Below are 18,805 nucleotides of genomic sequence, written 5' to 3'. Positions count from 1 at the left end.
CCCTCGCCCAAGGAAAGCGCACCATGCCGGAATATCAAGCCCACATTATCTTCGCCGTGTTCGGGGCGGTCATCCTGGTCATCGCCTGCAACCTGATGGACATGGCCCTCGCGGGCATGCTGGGGCTGTGCGCCCTGACCCTGCTGGGCATCATCTCCAACAGCGACGTCATGCGCGCGGTCATGGTTTCCCAGGGCGCGCTGGCACTGCTCTTCGGCGGCATGGTCGTGGCCAGGGTGCTGGCGCCAACGGGCGTCTTCGAACACGTCGGCACCCGCTTCCTGATCCTGACCAAAGGCAGCGGCAAGCGATTCCTGCTCTACACCGCGGTGCTGACCTCGGTGGTCTGCGCCATACTGCCCAACGCCACGGCCGTAATCCTCATCGCGCCCATCGTCGTGCGCGTCTGCCGCGAGCTCGAGGTGGACTTCGTCGGCCCGTTGATAATGGTGGCCATGCTCAGCAACGCGGCCGGGCTGCTGACCCTGGTGGGCGACCCTGCCACCTTCCTGGTGGGCCAGGCCGCCGGGCTGGGCTTCGTGGAGTATCTGCGCAAGGTGAGCCTGGGCGGCGTGCTGGCCATCCTGGTCGTGGTGCCGCTGATGCCCGTGCTTTTCAGGGGCGTGTGGCGCGCCCGGCGCGCCCTGCCCGAGGGGCTGGCCCCGGGGCCCATCGCCCGCCCCGGCTTCTGCCTGTTCGCCGTGTTCTCCATGGCCCTGATGGTGGCGCTCTTCCTGGTGGGCGAATACCTGCCCAGGCCCGTGGTTCCGCCCTCGGCGGCGATCATCGGGGCCAGCCTGGCGCTGCTGGCCATGTACTCCTACAAGGTGGAGCCCCTGGAGAACGTCTTCAGGGACATTGACTGGAAGACGCTGATCTTCATCTTCAGCATGATGTGCTACGTGGAGGAGGTCACCAAAACCGGAGCCCTGGGCGGGCTCTCGCGGGGCATGCAGAGCGCGTTCGGGCAGGATTTCCTGCTGGTGGGCATCGTGCTCATGGGCGGGATCGGCCTGGTCTCGGGCTTCCTGGCCAATATCCCCGTTGTGGCGGCGGCGGTGCTTCTGACCAAGGGCTACTTCGTGCTCACCCAGATCGTGCCCGAGGAGGCCATGGGCATCGCCTTCACCGACTGGCCGGACCAGACCCTGCCCGTATTCGTGGCCATGATGTTCGGCGGCACCCTGGGCGGCAACGCCACGCTCATCGGCTCCTCCGCCAACCTGGTGGCCGGGGGCATCTGCGCGTCGCAGGGCAGCCCCGTCTCCTTCGTGCGCTTCCTGCGCTACGGCGTGCCGGTGACGGTCTGCCAGCTCCTGGCTTCGGCCGGGTACGTGTGGGTTCTCTCGAAGATCTTGACGTAGACGGGCTTGCGCAATGGAGCGCCCCCCGTCTATGATGCGGCCTGCCGCAGCGTGCGGCCGCCCCGGGAGCCGTTGGGGAAAACGTCTAACCGCTGCGCGGCATCATGGACATCGAAACTGCGAAACGCACCGAACTCCCCAACATCGACGCCGAAACCCTGCGCTGGCTGGTGGATTTCGTCACCTGGAAGAGGCGCAAGTCCCCTTCGCCGGGCTTGGTCTGCATAAACTTTCTTTTGGATTACATAGACTTGCGCGTGCACGACTACTATTTCCTGCACCGCAACTACACGCATCTGATGCCGCTGCTGCGGGCCTATGGGGACGACCTTGGGCCAGTCAGCGGGTTGGACAGGCTCATCGAGGACGTGAAGAACCACCTCGAAACCCTGCCCGGCTGAACCGCGAGGACTACGCACCATGACCCGTCGCGCTCTGCTCTTCGTATGCCTCGCCGGGGCCCTGGCCGCCCTGGCCCTGGGCTGCGCCCGAGGCCCCATGACGGGCACGGAATTCCTGGGCTTCTGCCACTCCGCCGGGGGCCGCAACGACGCCTGCGACAGCGTGGGCATCTGCGAGACCTACCTGCGCGGCGTCAGCAGCCACGACCCGGACCTGGCCACCTGCCTGAAAGGCTGCGACGAGGTGAAGCGCAAGCTGGAGTCCGGCCACACCCTGTCCTGCTCGCGCTCCATCGGCGGCGGCCACGCCTGGTGCCAGCGCTCCTGCCGCACGCTTTATTCCGAGTAGGCCGCCTCTTCCGGCTCGGCCGCACCTTCCTTCCCCTCCGCCAAAACCTGCCCGGTCCTCCCGGCCCCCATCAGGCCCTTGGCCACATCGCGCTCGAAATCCTTGCCCCAAGCGCAGAGCATCTCCAGCACGGGCATCACGCTGCGCCCCCGCTCGGTGAGGGAATACTCAACCCGGGGCGGCACGCTGGCGTGGGCTTGCCGCAGGATCAGGCCGTCCGCCTCCATCTCCCGCAGCTGCTGGGTGAGCATTTTCTGCGAGGCTCCGGGCAGCAGGCGGCGCAGCTCCCCGAAGCGCCTGGTGCCGAGCGTTCCCAGCCTCCAGAGCACCAGGGGCTTCCACTTGCCCCCGATCACGTGCAGGGCCAGCTCCACGGAACAGGTGTAGCGTTTTCCGGCGTATTGCCGCTCCTGACAGGAGGAGGGAGGCGTCTGGGAGGGCATGGCTGCTTCCTTGCTTGCTGGTTCAGGCAGGGAATTGGATACGGCGGGTGCCGTAAAGGGTCAATACCGCCCTCACTATACTGCGGGGCCGGTACGGAGGAAAAAGTGCCTACTTGCGCGGGCGGCCCGCAAGGATGCAATGCGGACACACTCACCGCAAACAGGAGGCCCCATGAGCCTGATTCAAGTCGACGAGGTATTGTGCCGCAAGGATGGCATCTGCATGCGGGTGTGCCCCAAGCAGTGCCTGGTTCCCGACGCCGAGGGGCGGCCAGTGGCCGACCCCGAGAGCGCCTGCATAGACTGCGGCCACTGCGAGGCCGTCTGCCCTCACGGCGCGCTGCGCCACACCCGCCTGGCCACCGACGGCTTCGTGCCCGCGCGCATCGACGCGGTGGCCCCCGAGGCCCTGGCCGCGCTGATGCGCTCGCGCCGCTCGGTGCGCGCCTACAAGCCCGACACCCTGGACCGCACCGTGCTGGAAACCCTGCTGGAGACCGCCCGCTACGCCCCCACCGGGGTCAACGCCCAGGAAGTTTGCTGGAACGTGCTCTCCGGCCCGCAGGCCTGCCGCGACCTGGCGGGGCTGGTTGTGGACTGGATGCGGGCTAACAACGTGATGCCGCTCTACATCGAGCTCTGGGACAAGGGCCAGGAAGTGGTGCTGCGCGGCGCGCCCCACGTGGCCGTGGCCCACGCCCCCAAGGACGCCCTGATCGGCAGCGTGGACTGCGTGATCGCGGCCACCTACATGGAGCTGGCCGCCGCCTCCATGGGCCTGGGCGCCTGCTGGGCTGGCATCCTCATGTTCGCGGCCAGGAATCATCCGCCCGTGGCCAAGGCCCTGGGCATCCCCGAGGGCAACGAGGTCCACGCCGGGCTCATGCTCGGGCGGCCCCAGTTCCGCTACACCCTGGCCCCGCCCCGCAAGCCCCTGCGGGTCGCCTGGCTCTAGTACGGCCCCGCGCCCCCTGGGCGGAAGGCCAGCCTTCCGCCCAGGGGCGCGTCCGCATCGCGCACTCCCCGGGCTCCGGCTGTAACTGCTCCCGCACCGCGAACGTCCTACTTACGACCTGCCTCTTCGCCTCCCGCAACAATGGTGTGCTCATTTTTCCCCTTTACAAACATTAGGCAGCTAATTATTAGGCAGCAAACGATGCCCGGAGGGACGTTATGATTTTGAAGGAAATGCCCAGCTACCAGGTGCTCACCGAGAAAGCCAAGCGCTACCCCAACCTGGATGTCCTGGTCACCGAAGCGTATCTGCACGTGCTGCGCACGGGCACGATCCTGCATCACAACGTGGAGCGCAGGCTTTCCAAGCTCGGCCTGTCCTACGGCCGCTTCCTGGTGCTCGCGCTGCTTGCGAAAGAGGAAGGCCCAGTGCCCGTGTGCAAGCTGGCCGAATTGGCGGGCGTGACCACGCCCACGGTTTCCGCGGTGCTTTCCGGCCTGGTTCGCGACGGCCTGGTGCGCCGCGTGGAGGATCAGGCCGACCGCCGCGTGGTGCGCATCGAGCTGCTGCCTTCGGCCCAGAAGATCCTGGACGACGTGCTGCCCCTGCTCTTCGAGAACCACAACAACGTCATGGGCGACCTCAGCAAGGAGGAGCTCAAGACCCTGGTGAGCCTGCTCTCCAAGGTCCGGCTGGATACAAATTACCTTGGGGCTTGCGAGAAGTAGGCTTTATGAAAGAGACGTCCACGAGTCATGGAACCGCCCCCGCCGGGGGCGCCGACCAGCACAACCAGGCCCGGCCCGCGAAGCCGCGCCGCAACCTCCCCAAAATCCTGCTCCTGATGGTGGCCGCCGCGGGTCTGGCCTACGGCGGGCACTGGTGGTGGGCCGCCCGGGCCTTCGAGACCACGGACGACGCCTTTGTCACCGGCCGCGTCACCAACCTGGCCCCCCAGGTGGCCGGGCGCGTGCTGGAGGTCAAGGTGGAGGACAACCAGAAGGTCGAGAAGGGCCAACTCCTGGCCCGCATCGACCCCGCCGCCTTCAAGGTCAAGCTGCAGCAAAGCGAGGCCGACCTGGCCGAGGCCCAGCAGAAGCTGGCCGAGGCCCAGGCCCAGCACCAGTCCTCCCTGGCCTCGGTGGAGCAGGCCAAGGCGGACACAGCCTCGGCCGAAGCCCAGGCCGCCAACGCCGCCACGGACCTGAGCCGCTACAACCAGCTGGTGCAGTCCGGCGCGGTGTCGCAGCAGGCCCGTGACAACGCGGACACCCTCTCGCGCACCAACGCGGCCGCGCTGCTCTCCGCGCGCAAACGCCAGCTCTCGGCCCAGGCCCAGGCCGACCTCGCCGCCACCAAGATCCAGACGGCGCAGGCCGGTGTGGACAAGGCCCAGGCCGCGGTGGACCAGGCCCGGCTGGACCTCTCCTACACCGAGATCGCCTCCCCGGTTTCCGGCCGCGTCACCAAGAAGGCCCTGGAGCCCGGCGACTACGTCCAGGTGGGCCAGGCCGTCATGAGCCTCGTGCAGGACGACCTCTGGATCGTGGCCAACTTCAAGGAAACCCAGCTCAAGGGGATGAAGCCCGGCCAGCCCGTGAGCATCGTCATCGACGCCTACCCGGACCAGGCCGTCAGCGGCCGCGTGGAGAGCCTCCAGGCGGGCACCGGCGCGGTGTTCAGCCTGCTGCCCCCCCAGAACGCCTCGGGCAACTACGTGAAGGTGGTGCAGCGCGTGCCCGTGAAGATCGTGTTCGACGCCTTGCCCGTCGAGGCCCAGATGCATCTGGCGCCCGGCATGTCCGTGGTGCCCACCGTCAAGGTGCGCTAGGCCCATGACGCACAAATCCGACGCCTGGCGGCCCAAGCACAGCCCCTGGCTCATCGCCCTGGCCGTGATGCTGGCCACGTTCCTGGAGGTGCTGGACACCTCGGTGGCCAACGTGGCCCTGCCCTACATGGCGGGCAACCTCTCCTCCACCCTGGACGAGGCCACCTGGGTGCTCACCAGCTACCTGGTGGCCAACGCCGTGGTGCTGCCCATGACGGGCTGGCTCGCGGTGCGCTTCGGGCGCAAGCGCTTCCTGCTGGCCTGCGTCGCCGTGTTCACCCTGGCCTCGGCCGTCTGCGGCGCGGCCACCAGCATGGGCGCGCTGGTGTTCTGGCGCGTGGTGCAGGGCGCGGCGGGTGGGGCCTTGCAGCCGCTCTCCCAGGCGATCCTCATGGAGAGCTTCCCGCCGGAGAAGCGCGGCGTGGGCATGGCCATCTTCGGCCTGGGCGTGGTGGTGGCCCCCATCATCGGCCCGACCCTGGGCGGCTGGATCACGGACAACTACTCCTGGCGCTGGATCTTCTACGTCAACCTGCCCTTCGGGGCCCTGGCCATGCTGTTGTGCCACTCCCTCATCGAGGATCCGCCCTACCTGGCCAAGGCTCGGGCCAAGGCGGGCGGCGTGGACTACGTGGGCTTCGCGCTCATGGCCCTGTGGCTGGCCACGCTCCAGATCGTGCTGGACAAGGGCCAGCAGGAGGACTGGTTCGAGACCCCCTGGATCCTCTGGTTCTCCGTGATCTCGGGCCTTTCCATGCTGGCCTTCGTGCTCTGGGAGCTGCGGGCCAGGTCGCCCCTCGTGCAGCTTCGGGTGCTCATGAACCGCAACTTCGCCGCCGGCACCTTCATGATGACCATACTCGGCGTGGTGCTCTACGGCTCCGTGTCGCTCCTGCCGCTGTTCCTGCAGAGCCTGATGAGCTACTCCGCCCTGGATAGCGGCCTGGCCATCAGCCCGCGCGGCGTGGGCGCGGTCATGGCCATGATGCTGGTGGGCAAGATGATCGGCAAGATAGACAGCCGGGTGTTCATCGGCTGCGGCTTCACGGGCCTGGCCCTGGTCTGCTTCCACTTCGCGGGCATCAACCTCGACATCTCCATGTCGGACATCATCGTGCCCAACGTGGCCATGGGCCTGGCCATGGGCATCATCTTCGTGCCCTTGACCACCATGGCCATGGGCGGACTGCACAACGAGCAGATGGGCAACGCCTCGGGCATCTTCAACCTGATGCGCAACCTGGGGGGCAGCATCGGCATCTCCGCCGTGACCACCCTGATCTCGCGCGGGGCCCAGAGCCACCAGGCGGAGCTGGCCCGCAACCTGAACGCCACAAGCCCCCTGTTCCAGCGCTACCTGCACGACATCTCGGCCTACATGAGCCAGCTGGGCGACCCCGTCGCCGCCAAGCAGAAGGCCCTGGCCGTGCTCCAGGCCATGCTCGCCCAGCAGGCCAGCATGATGGCCTATATTGACAACTTCAGGCTTCTTGGAGTGCTATGCCTGTGCTGCCTGCCCGGAGTGGCGCTCATGCGCGCCGGGCGCAAGTCGGCCGGCAACGTGCCCATGCACTGAGGATTCGGATTCCGCACCCAAACCACGACTCATCGGAGGTTTCGCATATGGATATGGCAGCCATGCGCAAAAAGGCGCGCGAGGACATGAAGGGATACTGCCGGGTCTGCCCGGCCTGCGACGGCAGGGCCTGCGCCGGGGAAGTGCCCGGCATGGGCGGCTCGGGCACGGGTTCGGCCTTCATGGCCAACCTGGAGGCCCTGAAGAACTGGCGGCTGAACATGCGCACCATCCACGGCGCGCGCGAGGCCGACACCAGCCTGACCCTGTTCGGCAGGAAGCTCTCCATGCCCATCCTGGCCGCGCCCATGACCGGCGTGAGCTACAACATGGGCGGCAAGCTCCCCGAGGACGTCTATTCCGAGATGATAATCGCGGGCACCGAAGCCGCCGGGACCATGGGCATGACCGGCGACGGCGCGGACGCGGCCATGTACGACGGCGGCGTGGCCGCCATCGCCAAGCACGGCGGCCTGGGCGTGCCCTTCATCAAGCCCAGGGCCCAGAGCGAGATCATCGCCCGCATCCGCCAGGCCGAGCAGGCCGGAGCCGTGGCCGTGGGCATGGACATCGACGGCGCGGGGCTCATCACCATGGCCCTCAAGGGCCAGCCCGTGGGCCCAAAGACCTTCGTGGAGCTCAAGGAGATCGTGGCCGCCACCAGCCTGCCCTTCATCGTCAAGGGCGTCATGACCCCGGACGAGGCCCAGCTGGCCGTGGGCGCCGGCGCTGCCGCCATCGTGGTCTCCAACCACGGCGGGCGCGTGCTGGACTCCACCCCCGGCGCGGCCGAGGTGCTCCCGGCGATCGCGGACAAGATCAAGGGCCGCGCCGTGATCCTGGCGGACGGCGGCGTGCGCTCCGGTTCCGACGTGCTGAAGCTGCTGGCCCTGGGCGCGGATGCGGCGCTGGTAGGCAGGCCCATGGCCGTGGGCGCGTTCGGCGCCGGGGCCGAGGGCGTGGCCGCGCTCTTGAACAAAATGCGCTCGGAGCTGGTCTCGGCCATGCTGCTCACGGGCACGGCCAACGTGCGCGAAGTCAGCCGCGACATCCTGACCGCCGCCCGCTGAACCTGTTCAGCCTGAATGACTGAAAAGCCCCCCGGCGCTCGCGCGCCGGGGGGCTTTGTTTGTGTTCATGCACGCCGTCCGCATTATGTGAGGCGTGTTGTTCGAGGCCGCCCCGCTAGTAGGCCAGGCCGGCGATTTGCTTCGCCAGCATGATGTCGAGGATGGTCCGGTCGGTCTCGATCATGCCTTCGGTGCTGAGCGCCCCCACGTTGCGCATGGTCTGCTCGGGGGAGGCGTCGATGATGCCGTCCGTGGGCTTGACCTTGACCCCATGGAGCGAGAAAAGCGCCGCCTGCACGGCGGTCCCGGCCGCCGTGGCCAGTTTGAGGGCGCACCCGGCCTTGGCCCCGTCGCAGACGACCCCGGCCAGGTCCTCCATGAGGTTCTTGATGGCCCCGGCCACGTGGTGCACGTCGCCCCCAAGCAGGTAGGACACACCGGCCGTGGCCCCCGCCCCGGCCGCGACGGAGCAGCCGCAGACCGCCGAAAGCCTGCCCGTGTGGGACTTCACGTACGCGGTGATGATATGGCTCAGGCCTATGGCTGTGAGAACGGTGTGGTGGTCGCACTCCACGTAGTCCTTCACGGCCCAGATGGGCAGGATCGCCGTGAGCCCGTGGTTGCCGCTCCCGGCCGAGCTCATGGCGGGCAGCTTCACGCCGTCCATGCGGGCGTCGGCAGCGGCGGAGGTGAGCATGCGCGCGGCCAGGAACATGTCCTTCTGCATGAGCTTCTGGCGCACCAGGCGCTCGAAGGTCTTGCCAACGCCCAGCCCGGGTCCGTGCTTGAGCCCGTAATCGGCCAGGGCCATGTTGTGGCGCACGCCTTCCTCCAGGAAGGCCATGTCGTCATCGTCCAGTTCATCCGCCAGGTCGATGAGCCGGTCCAGGGGCAGCTCCTTGAGCCAGGCCTCGAGTTCGGCCACGCCTGCCGACCCGCCGCGCCCGGCGCTGAGCAGGGGGGAGTCCTCGACGGGGTTGCCGTCCAGGGAGAGCGAGACGATATGGTCGTGGTGCTGCTCGATGACCGCCTCCGCCACGGAACTCCCTTTGCGGGCCTCCACGCGCACGTGCAGGCCGCGCCTGTCCGAAAGCAGGTGCAGGCCCACCTTGCCCCTGCCCAGCAGATCCTTGGCCTGGTCCAGGGCCTGGGGCGTCAGGGTGTCGAGAACCTCGAGCCGGCGGGCCGGGTCGCCCCCCGCAGCGCCCAGCGCGGCTGCGGTATCCAGGCCGGAGAGGCCGCCCGTGCCTGGGATGGAGACGGCCAGGCCGTTCTTGTAGACATTGGGGTCCACCCAGACGTCCAGGCTGTCGAAGGCTTTCCCGGGCAGCAGCGAGACGGCCGCGGCGGCGGCGAGCGCCACGGCCACAGGCTCGGTGCAGCCCAGCGCGGGGGCCACCTCCAGGCGCAAAATGTCCTTCACGCTATAGCTCATGCCAGCCTCCCTGAAGTTCTCAGACCACCCGGCGAGGCCGGTGCGCCCGCGCCTACCTCCGCCCCTTGGACGCCACGATGGTATCCAGCAGGCAGTGGCACACCGAGTGGTGCAGCACCTCCACAGGCCCATACGCCTCCACGGGCACGTAGAAGTTGGCGTCGCCCATGGCGCGCAGGGGGTTGTCGGCCTTGAAGCCGGTGAGCGTCAGCACCCCCGCGCCTTTGGCCCTGGCGGCCTTCGCGCCCAGCAGCACATTCTCGGAGCGGCCGCTTGAGCTGATGCACACCAGGATGTCGCCGGGGTCCGCGAACATCTCCACGGGCTTCTCGAACAGGTGGGGGTAGCCGAAGTCGTTGCCGATGCAGGTCAGCCCGGCGATGTCGTTGAAGGCCATGGCGCGCATGCCCCCGGCCTTCCAGAAGTCGGTGCCCATGTGGGAGGAGATGGCCGCCGAGGCCCCGTTGCCCACGAACATGAGCTTGCCCCCGGCCGCGGTGCGTTCCACGATCCAGGCGGCGGCGGCCTCGATGCCCTCCTCCAGGGTGAGTGTCCGGCCCGAGGCGTCGGTGTAGACGATCTCGCGGGTGAGGGCGCGCAGGGACTCGTAGAAGGCGGCTGCGGAAGATTTCATGGCATGCTCCTTAAAGCGCCGGGCGCGGCTTGCGGGACTTGAGCCCGAACCAGACCAGGGTGGAGGCGAGGATGAAGGCCATGGAGATAAGGAGCATCCTGGCCACCTGCATGGCGCTCTCGTGGTAGAGCAGGGCCAGCGCCGCGAAGATCGCCACGCCGGCGCCCTGCAGCCACATGAAGCCGAATTCGCCCCGGGCCTGGGAATAGACGAAGAACACGTTGGCCGTGGCCAGCATGGCCATGGCCACGGCGATCACGGCCAGCAGCGGCCCGGCGGCCTCGTACTGCGCTCCGAAGAGAAGCGTGACCACCAGCTTGGAAGCCAGGAAGCAGACCAGGGCGTACCCGCCGCCCAGCAGCAGGGTCATGCCCGTGGAGGTCCAGAGGCTCTTGTTGTCCTCCTGGCCGCGCGCCTTGGCCGAGGCGGCCTCGGTGAAGAGCACGCTCACCAGCACGGAGGGGCCGAAGAAGGCGATGCGCCCCAGGATGGCCGCCGTGGCGTAGAGCCCGGCCTCGGAGCCGGGGCAGAAGTGGCGCACCAGGATGAGGTCCAGGTTGTTCAGGCACATGCCAACCACCGAGCTGACGATCATGCCCAGGGCGTAGCGGCCCACCTCGCGGTGGAAGCCCGCGGGCAGCGGCGTGGCGGGCACGCGCAGCAGATCCTTGAGGAAGAACATGGCCAGGGCCGTCTGGGCGGCCGCGCCGACGATGCCGCAGAGCACCGCGCCGGAGACGCCCCAGCCCAGCGCCGTGAGCAGCCCCAGGCTGGCCACGAAGCGCAGGCAGGCGTTGCTGGCCCCGGACACGCCGTAGCCCGTGAAGCGCTGCATCCCCTGGAGCATGCCCCAGGGCACGGGCATGAGCAGGAGCACCACCAGCATGCCCACGGAGACATAGATCGGCCCCATCTCGGTGAAATGCAGGAAATCGCGCATCAGGGGCCCGGCCAGCAGCCCGAGCACGCCCACCACCACGGCGGCGGCCAGGGCGAACTTCGCGGCCTGGTTGAACAGCCCGCGCACCCGGCCCATTCCCTCCAGCGCGAACCCGGCCGTGAAGCGGGCCATGATGAGCGGCACGATGGCCATGGGCGCGGCGATGATGGAGAGCATGGAGTTGAGCGCGTTGAAGCTGCCGAACTCGTCGGGCGTCATGGCCCGTCCGGCGGTGAGCTGGAACAGGTAGTTGAACACGTTGCCCGAGTTCATGAGCACGAGGATGATGAAATTCTGTTGCAGGAAACGTTTCACGAAGCTCCCCCGGTGCGTGACGGACTGGATGTGGACGGCCCGAGCAGGGCCGCGATGAAGAGCCACAGGCCGCACAGGCCAAAGAGCTCGGACACGGGGGCCAGCCCGGTCAGGCGGATGAGCGCCGCAAGAGCCGACAAGGCCAGGAAGCCGGAGCAATAATGAATCCCTGAGGTGCTGGCAAGGCGCGGCCAGCGCCGGGCCAGGGCCGGGCGGCAGGCCCGCCAGAGCGGCACCGCCAGGGTGGAGCCCAGCATGCCGATGCCTTGCGCGAGCTTCGGCCCGCCCGCCAGGGCGGCGGCCAGGCACAATCCGGCGAGCAGCAGCCACGCGCGAAGCGAAGCCTTGCCCTGGGCAGGCCCGTCGAGCCAGCGCCGCGCGCTAGCGAGCCCGGCGGCAAGCAGACCCTTGCGGGCAGCCAGCCAGACGAGCCCGGCCATAGGCAGCAGGGCCAGGGCGTAGAGCCACTTGGCGCTGCGTCCGGACCCCGCCCCGCCGCCGGATTCCGGGGCGCGGGCCAGGGTGGAGAGTTCGGGGCCGGACGCGTCGGCAAGCATCAGGGCCTCGACCTCGAGCCAGGGGTTGCGCAGGAAGCGCAGCGGCCCGGAAGCCGGGGAGAGCCCGGCCTTGCCCATGGGCAGCCACACGGCCGCGGCGGCCATGTCCGCCGCGCCGGAGGCGTCCAGACCCTCCAGGCCGCGAGCGGCCCCGGCCAGGTCCAGCAGGGGTTCGCCGCCCAGCACCTGGGGCCAGGTGGTCAGGCGCTGCCCGGAGAGCACGGCGCGGGTGCACTTCCAAGTGCCGCCCCCGGCTCCGTGAGGAGCGCCGCCGCTCAAGGTGACGCTCACGGCGGGCCATGCTGCGGCCAATGCGGCGGGTGATTGCGGCCCCAGCAGCGCGGGCAGATAGAGCGCCAGGCGCGAGCTGGGCGAAGCCAGGGGCACCGAGGCCTTCTTGGAGCCGAAGGCAAGCTCCAGCCTGGGCGCGGGATCGTTCACGGTCCAGGGCGCGGCTGTCACGTCCAGCACCAGCCACTGCGGGGCGAACGCCGGGCCGGTGAGCCCAAGGCGCACGGAGCCGTCCGGCTGCGCGTCCACGGCGGGCTCCAGGGCCTCGTCGAAAAGGTAGCGGGCCTCGAACAGGCCCTCGTGTGGGGCGGCCGTGTTCTGGGCGTGCAGCGCCGCCCTACGCAGGGTGAAGCCGAAGTCCTGCCCCCCGGGCGAACCCGCGCCGGTGAAGATCAGACGCACACCCTCGACCTTGGGCGGCAACTCGGGGAACACCGCCGGGAAGCCCGGCTTCACGGCCACGCGCACGCTGCGCCCGCCGCCCCAGGCCTCGGCCTCGACACCGGCCAGCCCGGCGCGGTGTCTGCCCAGCTCCAGCCAGAGGCTGTAGGCGGTTGCTGGCGAGGGCGTGAAGGCCGTCCCCGTCTCCAGCGTGACGGAATCGCCGGCGCATTCCACGCCCAGGCCGTCCGGCGCGCCGCTGAAGCCCAGCCTGCCCGTGGCCTTGAAGAGATTCTCGGCCAGGGCTGGGCGCACGGCCGTGTCGTCCCGCGCGCCGGGGCCGCCGGCCAGGGCCTGGAAATCCAGACTCCAGAGGGGGCTCTGCGAGGCGTAGCCCCTGGGCGAATCCGGGTCGCAGGCGGCCCCGAAGCTGCGGCAGCGCTCCTCGGTGGCGGCCAGGATGGCGGGCACGTCCCGCCGGGGGGCGACCTTGGCCAGCCGCGCGGCCTCCAGGGTCAGCGAGAAGGGCTGGGATGAATCCTGGGCGGACTGGATCAGGCCGAACCCCTTGATCGACGCATCCGTTCCGGCCCCGGAGAGCGCCTCCAGGTTGGCGGCCAGCTCCCCCCTGCCCTGGAACAGCTCCCTAGCGCGCGAGGGCAGCAGGCGCGGCAGGCCGTGGGTCGCGGTCCAGGCCGGGTCCAGCCCGGAAGGCACGAAGAGGATCTTCTCCACGTTGCGGGCCTGGGCCACCTCCTCCACGTTCTGCTTGTAGAACATCAAGGCCAGCTCCTTGAGCGTGACCTTGCCGACGCCCGGGGCCAGCTCCCGCAGGTGGCGGCCCAGGTACAGGCGCAGCACGGCGCGGCCGTCGCCCAGGTCGAAGAGGCGCTTGGGGATGGCGTACCAGTCCAGAACGGTCTTGCCCGAGCCGTCCGGCTTCAGGGAGACCACCAGGTTCACCTGCACGTCCTGGCCGCGCAGCAGCACCACGTCCAGCGCGCCCACGTCCGTGACGTCCTTGCGGAAGCGGCGCTGCACGAAGGCAGAGAGGCCGTCCTGGGAGGTGCGCCAGTCCTCGTCGGGCTCGCGGTCCAGCAGGCGCGAAAGCTGATAGCGCAGGCCCTTGGAGAGCCAGCGCGCCCCGGCCACGTCCACGGCGTCGCGCCCGGCCCCGTCGGCCCACCGCGGGGTCAGCCGGTCCACGGTCTCCAGGGGGTCGCCCGCGTAGAAGCGCACGCCGCCGGGCGTGGCCAACTCGGCCCAGAAGGCCAGGCGGCCGGGATGGTCGGGGTCGCCGGTGAGGTAATCCAGGCGGGCCTCGTTGCTGTCGCCCAGGCGCAGGCCGGAATCCGCACCGGCCAGAGCCAGCACTTCGAGAGCGCCCGTGGGGGCGTTGCCGCGCCTGGGCAGGGGCAGCTCCCGCTGGGCCAGCACGCGCGAGTACTTCACCTTGCGCATGGCCACGCGCCCAAGCATCTCGCCTTCCACGGCGGCGCCCTCCCCCGGGTTCCGCGCCCCGAACAGCGCGGGCGGCAGGGCCAGGGGCTTGCCCTCGGCCGGAGCGGCGGCACGGCACGGCGCGACCGCAGCCAGTCCCGCCAGCAGGAGCGCGAGCAGCGCCAGGGCGCGCCTCATGGCTCCCTCCGCTTGAGGATCAGGAAGCCGTCATCCTCCAGCACGGTGTCGAACTCCTTCCTGGCGCGCTCCACGTTCTCGCGGAAGGCGTCGGCCACGGCCTGGTCGCGGCAGGCCCCGTCCCTCCATTCGCAGCCCTGGTCCACCACGAACCAGGGGCGCTTGAGGTCGAGCACCACGTAGTCGGCCAGGCTGCGCGTCACAGGGAATTCGGGTTTGGCCCCGGTGAGGATGAAGCGGCGGAAGTCCCTCATGGTGGCCTGGCTGGAATCCTGCGCCAGGTGGGGCTCGAACACGGCCAGGGGGAAGCTGTTGGCGAAGTAGCGCGTGACGGCCTTGCCCCAGTTCAGGCTGTTCTGGGTGATGACCACCTTTGCGGGGTCGTCGGGCAGGGTCTTCTCCATGGCCCGGATGATGCGCGTGTCGCGGTCGTCCGGCCAGAAGCCGCCGAAGCCTCCCCCGCGCCAGAAGGGCACCGAGAGGGGCGAGGCCGCCAGGAGCACGTGCCCGGCCAGCAGGACGATGAAAAGCGTTCCGGCCCAGCGGTCCAGCCTGCCGCTGCGGGCGTTCACGGCGTCGGCGGCCAGGGGCAGGGCCCCGGCGAAGGCCACGATGAGCGGGGCCACCAGCCCGGCCGTGTAATGGTTGGTGACGGAGTAGTAGTCTGGCCGCGTGGAGAGCAGCGACAGCGCCAGGGTGGGCAGGATGGTGAACAGCGGCCCCGGGCTCAAGAGCGGCAGGAAGGCCAGGGAGCCGAACAGCGCGGCCAGGTACTTGAGCTTGCGCGGGTCGCCCAGCATGTGGCCCAGGGTGCCGAAGGGGTGGGTGAGCACCCACCAGGCCTTGCCCAGCACGGAGGAGCCCCCGATCCAGGCGAAAGCCCCGGCCGTGACGCCAACGCCCGTGTCCATGGTGAAGAAGGGGATCAGCTTGGCCGTGGCCAGCCAGAACCAGGCCAGCCCCGCCGCGAACACGAACACCCCGGCCGGTCCGCCGCCGCGCGTGAAGGCCAGGTACACGCCGAATATGGCGGCCTGCAGGGCGAAGGTCTCCTTCACGAGGCACAGGCACAGCGCGGCCAGGGCCGCGCCCCAGGGGTCCTCGTCCTGGACGCGGAAGAAGAACCAGAAGCCGATGGGGATGGCCAGGTGGTCGGGGTGGAAGTCGAACAGCCCGTTGTGCCACACCGCGAAGTAGCCGAAGTAGGCCAGGGCCGGGAACACCCCGTAGCGCCTGCCCAAAAACGGCAGGGGCAGAGCCAGCATGAAGGCCTGGGCCACCATGAGTCCCAGGGGGGTGAGCCAGTCCGGCAGGGGGCGGATGAGCCAGGCGTAGAGCCAGAGCACGGGCTGGATGTGGCCGTTGAGCGCCCGCCACCATTCCCCGCCCTGGCTCATGGCCGTGAGGTTGCAGACGAACACCCCCAGGTCGAACACGGTGGAGCGCAGCGAGAGGTAGCGCATGCAGGCCAGGGCCGTGAGCGCGCCCAGGAGCACGAGGCCCATGGTCCAGGGCCAGCGGGGCTTGTCCTCGGGCAGGATGCCGTACCTAGACATTGAGCCTCCGCACGCGCAGCCGCTGGGCCACGGTGATCGCGCCCAGGGCGGCCAGGGCCAGGGCCACGCTCAAAGCGGATACCGCAAGGCCCAGCAGGTAGTAGCGCTGGGGCCTGAATTCGATCACCAGGTCGATATCAACTCCGCCCGCCGGGTTGGGCCGGGCGTAGCGCGCGGCCTCGGGGCCGAGCGCGGGCAGCAGCGCCGGATCGATCCACCAGGCGTTGCCGTAGCCGCTGGCCTGCCAATGCAGCATCTCCGGCCAGGGCATGGCCTTGCCTTCGGCGGCCCCGGAAACCCTCCAGGAGGCCGGGGCCAGGGCGTCGAAGCCGGGGCCCACGGCCACGGCGGGTTCGATCGCGCCCTCGCGCCAGGTGGCGTCCAACGGCGTGGAAGGCAGGTTGTCGTTCTGCACGGTGCTCACGAAGCGCTTGGAAACAAAGCCCACGTTCCAACTCAGCGCCTGTTCGGACTCAACCCTGCCGCCCGGGCCGTACTCCAGCAGCGCCCTGGTCCGGGTGCGGCCGTCGCCCAGGGTGCTCACCCAGCCCCGCTCCAGGTACCGGCACAGCTCTTCAGGCGTGGCCTGCAAATCCTGGTTGTCCGGGAAGATGCGGTAGGAGCCCAGGAGCTTCGCGGTTTCCGCCGGGATGCCCTGCCCCCCGTCGTCCGGCGGCCTGCAAGCCCCCGGGGCCGGGGATCCGGCGGCCGGGCCGGAAGCGGCGGCGGCAGCGACCCCGCCGGGAGCGGAGGAAGCTGCGGCGGTAGCAACGGCGGAAGCCTGCCCCGCCGCCTGGGCCGGGCGCTCGCCCGCGGGCAGCAGGTAGGCCTTCCAGCCTTCGTGGAAGGTCTCCTGGAAGAGCAGCGGAAAGCCCGACTTCACTCCCGTGAGGCGCACCCGGCAGGTGGTCGGCCCCTGGCGGGTGAACTCCACCGAGGGGAGGTCGTAGGCCTGGCCCCTGTAGAGCAGGGCCTGGCGCTTGCCTGACCGGTCGGTGAGGAAGGCCCGCTCCAGGCCCTTCTGGCCATTCTCGCCGGCCTCCCCGCTTCCCATGATCCTGCCCAGCAGGGCCAGGAACTCCGGGGACTCCCCGGCAGGGATCACGGCCTGCCCGGGCTCGTAGAGGGGCATGCCCACCACGTCGGGCAGCACGGCCGCGGTCAGGTTGCCTCCCCGGCCCGTGGCGTCGGCCACGGCCAGCAGGCGCGAGGCCGCGAACACGCCGGGCGCGGCGTCCGGGTTGCGGTAGATGTCCACGCTGGCGAAGCGCTTCTCCAGCACGAGGCCGTGTTGCAGGGCCAGGGCCTTGTCCAGAACGGGCTTGTAGTTCTTGAACCCGTCCACCACGGGCTCGCCCAGGTAGCCGGGCTGGAAATCCTGGTAGGAGATGAAGAAATTGTCGTGCGGGTAGATCAGGTAGCGCACCGAGGCCAGCCCGAAGAGGCGGTCCAGGTTGGGGCTGGGCTGCTCGGCGTACATGCTGGAGATGATCTCGCTGCCCAGGGGGTTGTTGTAGAAGGCCAGGAAGAAGGGCTTGGGCGAGTAGGCCGAACTCCACTCGTAGCTGTAGGGCGAATCCCCGGGCCAGCTGATGCCCACCGGCGGCAGGTAGGCCACGCGGCCCCAGGCGCGCTGGTCGCGCAGGAAGGCGTAGACCTTGGCGTCCTCGGGATGGATGGGCGTGTGCTTGAGGGCCAGGGGCTGGGGCACGGCGTCCTTGGGCGCGCGTGAGAGCAGGCTCTGCCCCAGGTAGGGCGAGACGAACGCCAGCAGCACCCCTGCCAGGGCCGCCCGGACCAGCCAGGGCCGCCTGGCGCTGCCCCGCTCCTCCCAGGCCTGGGGGAGCTGGAAGGCCAGCAGGGCGTAGGCCGTGACGATCAGCGGCAGCCAGCGCGTGGTGTTGGAGAAGGCCGCGAACAGGATGGGCACGAAGCCCTTGAGCACCCACTGGTAGAAGGCAACCCCGAACGGCGTGCGCGAACCGCAGACCAGCAGCACGCCCGTGAGCGCCACCACGAACATGCCCGCGTTCTGGGCGCGCAGGGTGTCCTCCTGGTCGGGGTCGCGGCGCATGCGCCGCGCCGTGAAGGAGCACAGGGCCAGCCCGGCCAGCACAAGCGAGGCCAGCACCCAGGGCGCGCGCAGGCCCGGCGGGGCCGGGAAGGCGTATTCGGTGTCCATGCCGGGGCGCAGGTCCAGGCGGATGACGGCGTCGACGGGCTGGCTGGTGGACTGGTGGAACCCCTCGCGCATGGGCAGTTCCGTGTCCACGGTGACTTCGCCCTTGGCCGAGGCCGAGAGCCCCCAGCCGTGGCGGATGGCGCCCTTGCCCAGGTAGTCGCCCAGGAAGGGGGCCATGAAGTGGATGTTCATCATCAGCGCCAGGGCGAAGACCAGCCCGGTGGAGGCCAGCACCCTCCAGCGCTCCGGCCCCTTGACCACGGCGTGCAGGCCCAACAGCCCGAGCATGGCCGCGCTGCTCACGCCCACGCTGGGGTGCAGGGAGGTCAGCCCCAGCAGGAGCCCGCAGACGATGGCCGCGCGCGGGGCCACGCGCCCGCGCTCCCGGATGGAGGCCAGCAGCGTGAAGTAGGCCAGCAGCAGCAGCGGAATGATGGCGAACCCGGCCAGCATGGGCATGTGCCCGGCCACCACGCGGCTGTAGGTGTAGGGCGACAGGGCGTAGAACAGCGCCGCCAGCGTGGCGTAGAACCAGTTCAGTCCGAAGCGCCGGGCCAGGGGCAGCATGGCCAGCCCCGAGGCCGTGACGAAGCACAGGGGCAGGAGCTTGCTCATCCACTCCCCGCCCATGCGGGCCAGGGGGGTGATGAGCTGCCAGTAGAGCAGCTCCAGCTTGAAGTAGTGGTAGCGGCCCGTCTCGAAGTAGGCGTCCCAGGTGGAGAAGTGGTGCTCGGCCATGGAGCGGTACTGCTCCAGGAAGTTGGGCACGCCCCAGTCCCAGGTGTGGCCCACGATGCCCGGCCTGGCCAGGACCCCGGCGAAGGAGATCAGGGCCAGCCCGGCCACGACGGCCACGGCCAGGAGCTTCTTCACCGGTTCGCGCATCC

The 18,805-nt window shown here is 69.6% G+C and carries 15 protein-coding genes; 8 read left to right on the top strand and 7 right to left on the bottom strand.

The window, feature by feature from the left end; all coding sequences use genetic code 11:
• Positions 1–23 precede the first annotated feature (23 nt).
• The 3 genes from MLE27_RS05805 to MLE27_RS05795 all read left to right on the top strand — a co-directional run bounded on the left by MLE27_RS05805 (position 24) and on the right by MLE27_RS05795 (position 2,114).
• Positions 24–1,364, top strand: a complete 1,341-nt coding sequence (locus tag MLE27_RS05805) for an ArsB/NhaD family transporter (RefSeq protein ID WP_243311026.1) — start codon at positions 24–26, stop codon at positions 1,362–1,364.
• 104 nt (positions 1,365–1,468) lie between these two features.
• On the top strand, positions 1,469–1,765 hold the full coding sequence (locus MLE27_RS05800; RefSeq protein WP_243311024.1) for a hypothetical protein: 297 nt from the start codon (positions 1,469–1,471) through the stop codon (positions 1,763–1,765).
• A 19-nt stretch (positions 1,766–1,784) separates the two neighbouring features.
• A complete protein-coding gene (locus tag MLE27_RS05795; RefSeq protein WP_243311022.1) occupies positions 1,785–2,114 on the top strand; it encodes a hypothetical protein in 330 nt (109 codons plus the stop codon).
• Here MLE27_RS05795 and MLE27_RS05790 read toward each other — a convergent pair.
• On the bottom strand, positions 2,102–2,557 hold the full coding sequence (locus MLE27_RS05790) for a winged helix-turn-helix transcriptional regulator (RefSeq protein WP_243311020.1): 456 nt from the start codon (positions 2,555–2,557) through the stop codon (positions 2,102–2,104). The two genes, MLE27_RS05795 and MLE27_RS05790, sit on opposite strands and share 13 nt — an antisense overlap.
• 172 nt (positions 2,558–2,729) lie before the next feature.
• Between MLE27_RS05790 and MLE27_RS05785 the strand changes: the two genes are divergently transcribed.
• The 5 genes from MLE27_RS05785 (at position 2,730) to MLE27_RS05765 (ending at position 7,989) form a co-directional block, all read left to right on the top strand.
• Complete coding sequence (locus tag MLE27_RS05785) at positions 2,730–3,512, top strand: nitroreductase family protein (protein ID WP_243311019.1); 783 nt, start codon at positions 2,730–2,732, stop codon at positions 3,510–3,512.
• A gap of 218 nt (positions 3,513–3,730) precedes the next feature.
• Positions 3,731–4,240 (top strand): MarR family winged helix-turn-helix transcriptional regulator, encoded by a 510-nt coding sequence (locus tag MLE27_RS05780; RefSeq protein WP_243311017.1) that lies wholly within the window; start codon positions 3,731–3,733, stop codon positions 4,238–4,240.
• 5 nt (positions 4,241–4,245) lie between these two features.
• Positions 4,246–5,343 carry an HlyD family secretion protein gene (locus tag MLE27_RS05775; RefSeq protein ID WP_243311015.1) on the top strand — a complete coding sequence of 366 codons (1,098 nt, stop codon included), beginning with the start codon at positions 4,246–4,248 and terminating at the stop codon, positions 5,341–5,343.
• A gap of 4 nt (positions 5,344–5,347) precedes the next feature.
• On the top strand, positions 5,348–6,919 hold the full coding sequence (locus MLE27_RS05770; protein ID WP_243311013.1) for a DHA2 family efflux MFS transporter permease subunit: 1,572 nt from the start codon (positions 5,348–5,350) through the stop codon (positions 6,917–6,919).
• 47 nt (positions 6,920–6,966) lie between these two features.
• Positions 6,967–7,989 carry an alpha-hydroxy-acid oxidizing protein gene (locus tag MLE27_RS05765; protein ID WP_243311009.1) on the top strand — a complete coding sequence of 341 codons (1,023 nt, stop codon included), beginning with the start codon at positions 6,967–6,969 and terminating at the stop codon, positions 7,987–7,989.
• A 115-nt stretch (positions 7,990–8,104) separates the two neighbouring features.
• Here the strand turns inward: MLE27_RS05765 and MLE27_RS05760 are convergent, their stop codons facing one another.
• From MLE27_RS05760 to MLE27_RS05735, 6 genes are read right to left on the bottom strand one after another with little or no spacing between them, the layout of a single operon-like run.
• A complete protein-coding gene (locus MLE27_RS05760; protein ID WP_243311006.1) occupies positions 8,105–9,424 on the bottom strand; it encodes an L-cysteine desulfidase family protein in 1,320 nt (439 codons plus the stop codon).
• 52 nt (positions 9,425–9,476) lie between these two features.
• On the bottom strand, positions 9,477–10,058 hold the full coding sequence (locus tag MLE27_RS05755; protein WP_243311004.1) for an SIS domain-containing protein: 582 nt from the start codon (positions 10,056–10,058) through the stop codon (positions 9,477–9,479).
• 10 nt (positions 10,059–10,068) lie between these two features.
• The gene (locus tag MLE27_RS05750) at positions 10,069–11,313 is read right to left on the bottom strand and encodes an MATE family efflux transporter (protein WP_243311002.1); all 1,245 of its coding nucleotides are present in this window, start codon (positions 11,311–11,313) and stop codon (positions 10,069–10,071) included.
• Positions 11,310–14,180, bottom strand: coding sequence for a hypothetical protein (locus MLE27_RS05745; protein WP_243311000.1), 2,871 nt, complete (start codon positions 14,178–14,180; stop codon positions 11,310–11,312). Before MLE27_RS05745 ends, MLE27_RS05750 begins: the two co-directional genes overlap by 4 nt.
• The gene (locus MLE27_RS05740) at positions 14,177–15,736 is read right to left on the bottom strand and encodes a DUF2079 domain-containing protein (protein ID WP_243310998.1); all 1,560 of its coding nucleotides are present in this window, start codon (positions 15,734–15,736) and stop codon (positions 14,177–14,179) included. Before MLE27_RS05740 ends, MLE27_RS05745 begins: the two co-directional genes overlap by 4 nt.
• Complete coding sequence (locus MLE27_RS05735; protein ID WP_243310996.1) at positions 15,729–18,803, bottom strand: hypothetical protein; 3,075 nt, start codon at positions 18,801–18,803, stop codon at positions 15,729–15,731. Before MLE27_RS05735 ends, MLE27_RS05740 begins: the two co-directional genes overlap by 8 nt.
• Positions 18,804–18,805 lie beyond the last annotated feature (2 nt).

The organism is Fundidesulfovibrio agrisoli (genome assembly GCF_022808715.1).
Lineage (GTDB): Bacteria > Desulfobacterota > Desulfovibrionia > Desulfovibrionales > Desulfovibrionaceae > Fundidesulfovibrio > Fundidesulfovibrio agrisoli.
This window is presented reverse-complemented; position numbering and strand designations above follow the sequence as displayed.

Coding starts and splice junctions, on each gene's coding strand:
- MLE27_RS05805 (WP_243311026.1), top strand. CDS start 24: ATGCCGGAATATCAAGCCCACATTATCTTCGCCGTGTTCGGGGCGGTC.
- MLE27_RS05800 (WP_243311024.1), top strand. CDS start 1,469: ATGGACATCGAAACTGCGAAACGCACCGAACTCCCCAACATCGACGCC.
- MLE27_RS05795 (WP_243311022.1), top strand. CDS start 1,785: ATGACCCGTCGCGCTCTGCTCTTCGTATGCCTCGCCGGGGCCCTGGCC.
- MLE27_RS05790 (WP_243311020.1), bottom strand. CDS start 2,557: ATGCCCTCCCAGACGCCTCCCTCCTCCTGTCAGGAGCGGCAATACGCC.
- MLE27_RS05785 (WP_243311019.1), top strand. CDS start 2,730: ATGAGCCTGATTCAAGTCGACGAGGTATTGTGCCGCAAGGATGGCATC.
- MLE27_RS05780 (WP_243311017.1), top strand. CDS start 3,731: ATGATTTTGAAGGAAATGCCCAGCTACCAGGTGCTCACCGAGAAAGCC.
- MLE27_RS05775 (WP_243311015.1), top strand. CDS start 4,246: ATGAAAGAGACGTCCACGAGTCATGGAACCGCCCCCGCCGGGGGCGCC.
- MLE27_RS05770 (WP_243311013.1), top strand. CDS start 5,348: ATGACGCACAAATCCGACGCCTGGCGGCCCAAGCACAGCCCCTGGCTC.
- MLE27_RS05765 (WP_243311009.1), top strand. CDS start 6,967: ATGGATATGGCAGCCATGCGCAAAAAGGCGCGCGAGGACATGAAGGGA.
- MLE27_RS05760 (WP_243311006.1), bottom strand. CDS start 9,424: ATGAGCTATAGCGTGAAGGACATTTTGCGCCTGGAGGTGGCCCCCGCG.
- MLE27_RS05755 (WP_243311004.1), bottom strand. CDS start 10,058: ATGAAATCTTCCGCAGCCGCCTTCTACGAGTCCCTGCGCGCCCTCACC.
- MLE27_RS05745 (WP_243311000.1), bottom strand. CDS start 14,180: ATGAGGCGCGCCCTGGCGCTGCTCGCGCTCCTGCTGGCGGGACTGGCT.
- MLE27_RS05740 (WP_243310998.1), bottom strand. CDS start 15,736: ATGTCTAGGTACGGCATCCTGCCCGAGGACAAGCCCCGCTGGCCCTGG.
- MLE27_RS05735 (WP_243310996.1), bottom strand. CDS start 18,803: ATGCGCGAACCGGTGAAGAAGCTCCTGGCCGTGGCCGTCGTGGCCGGG.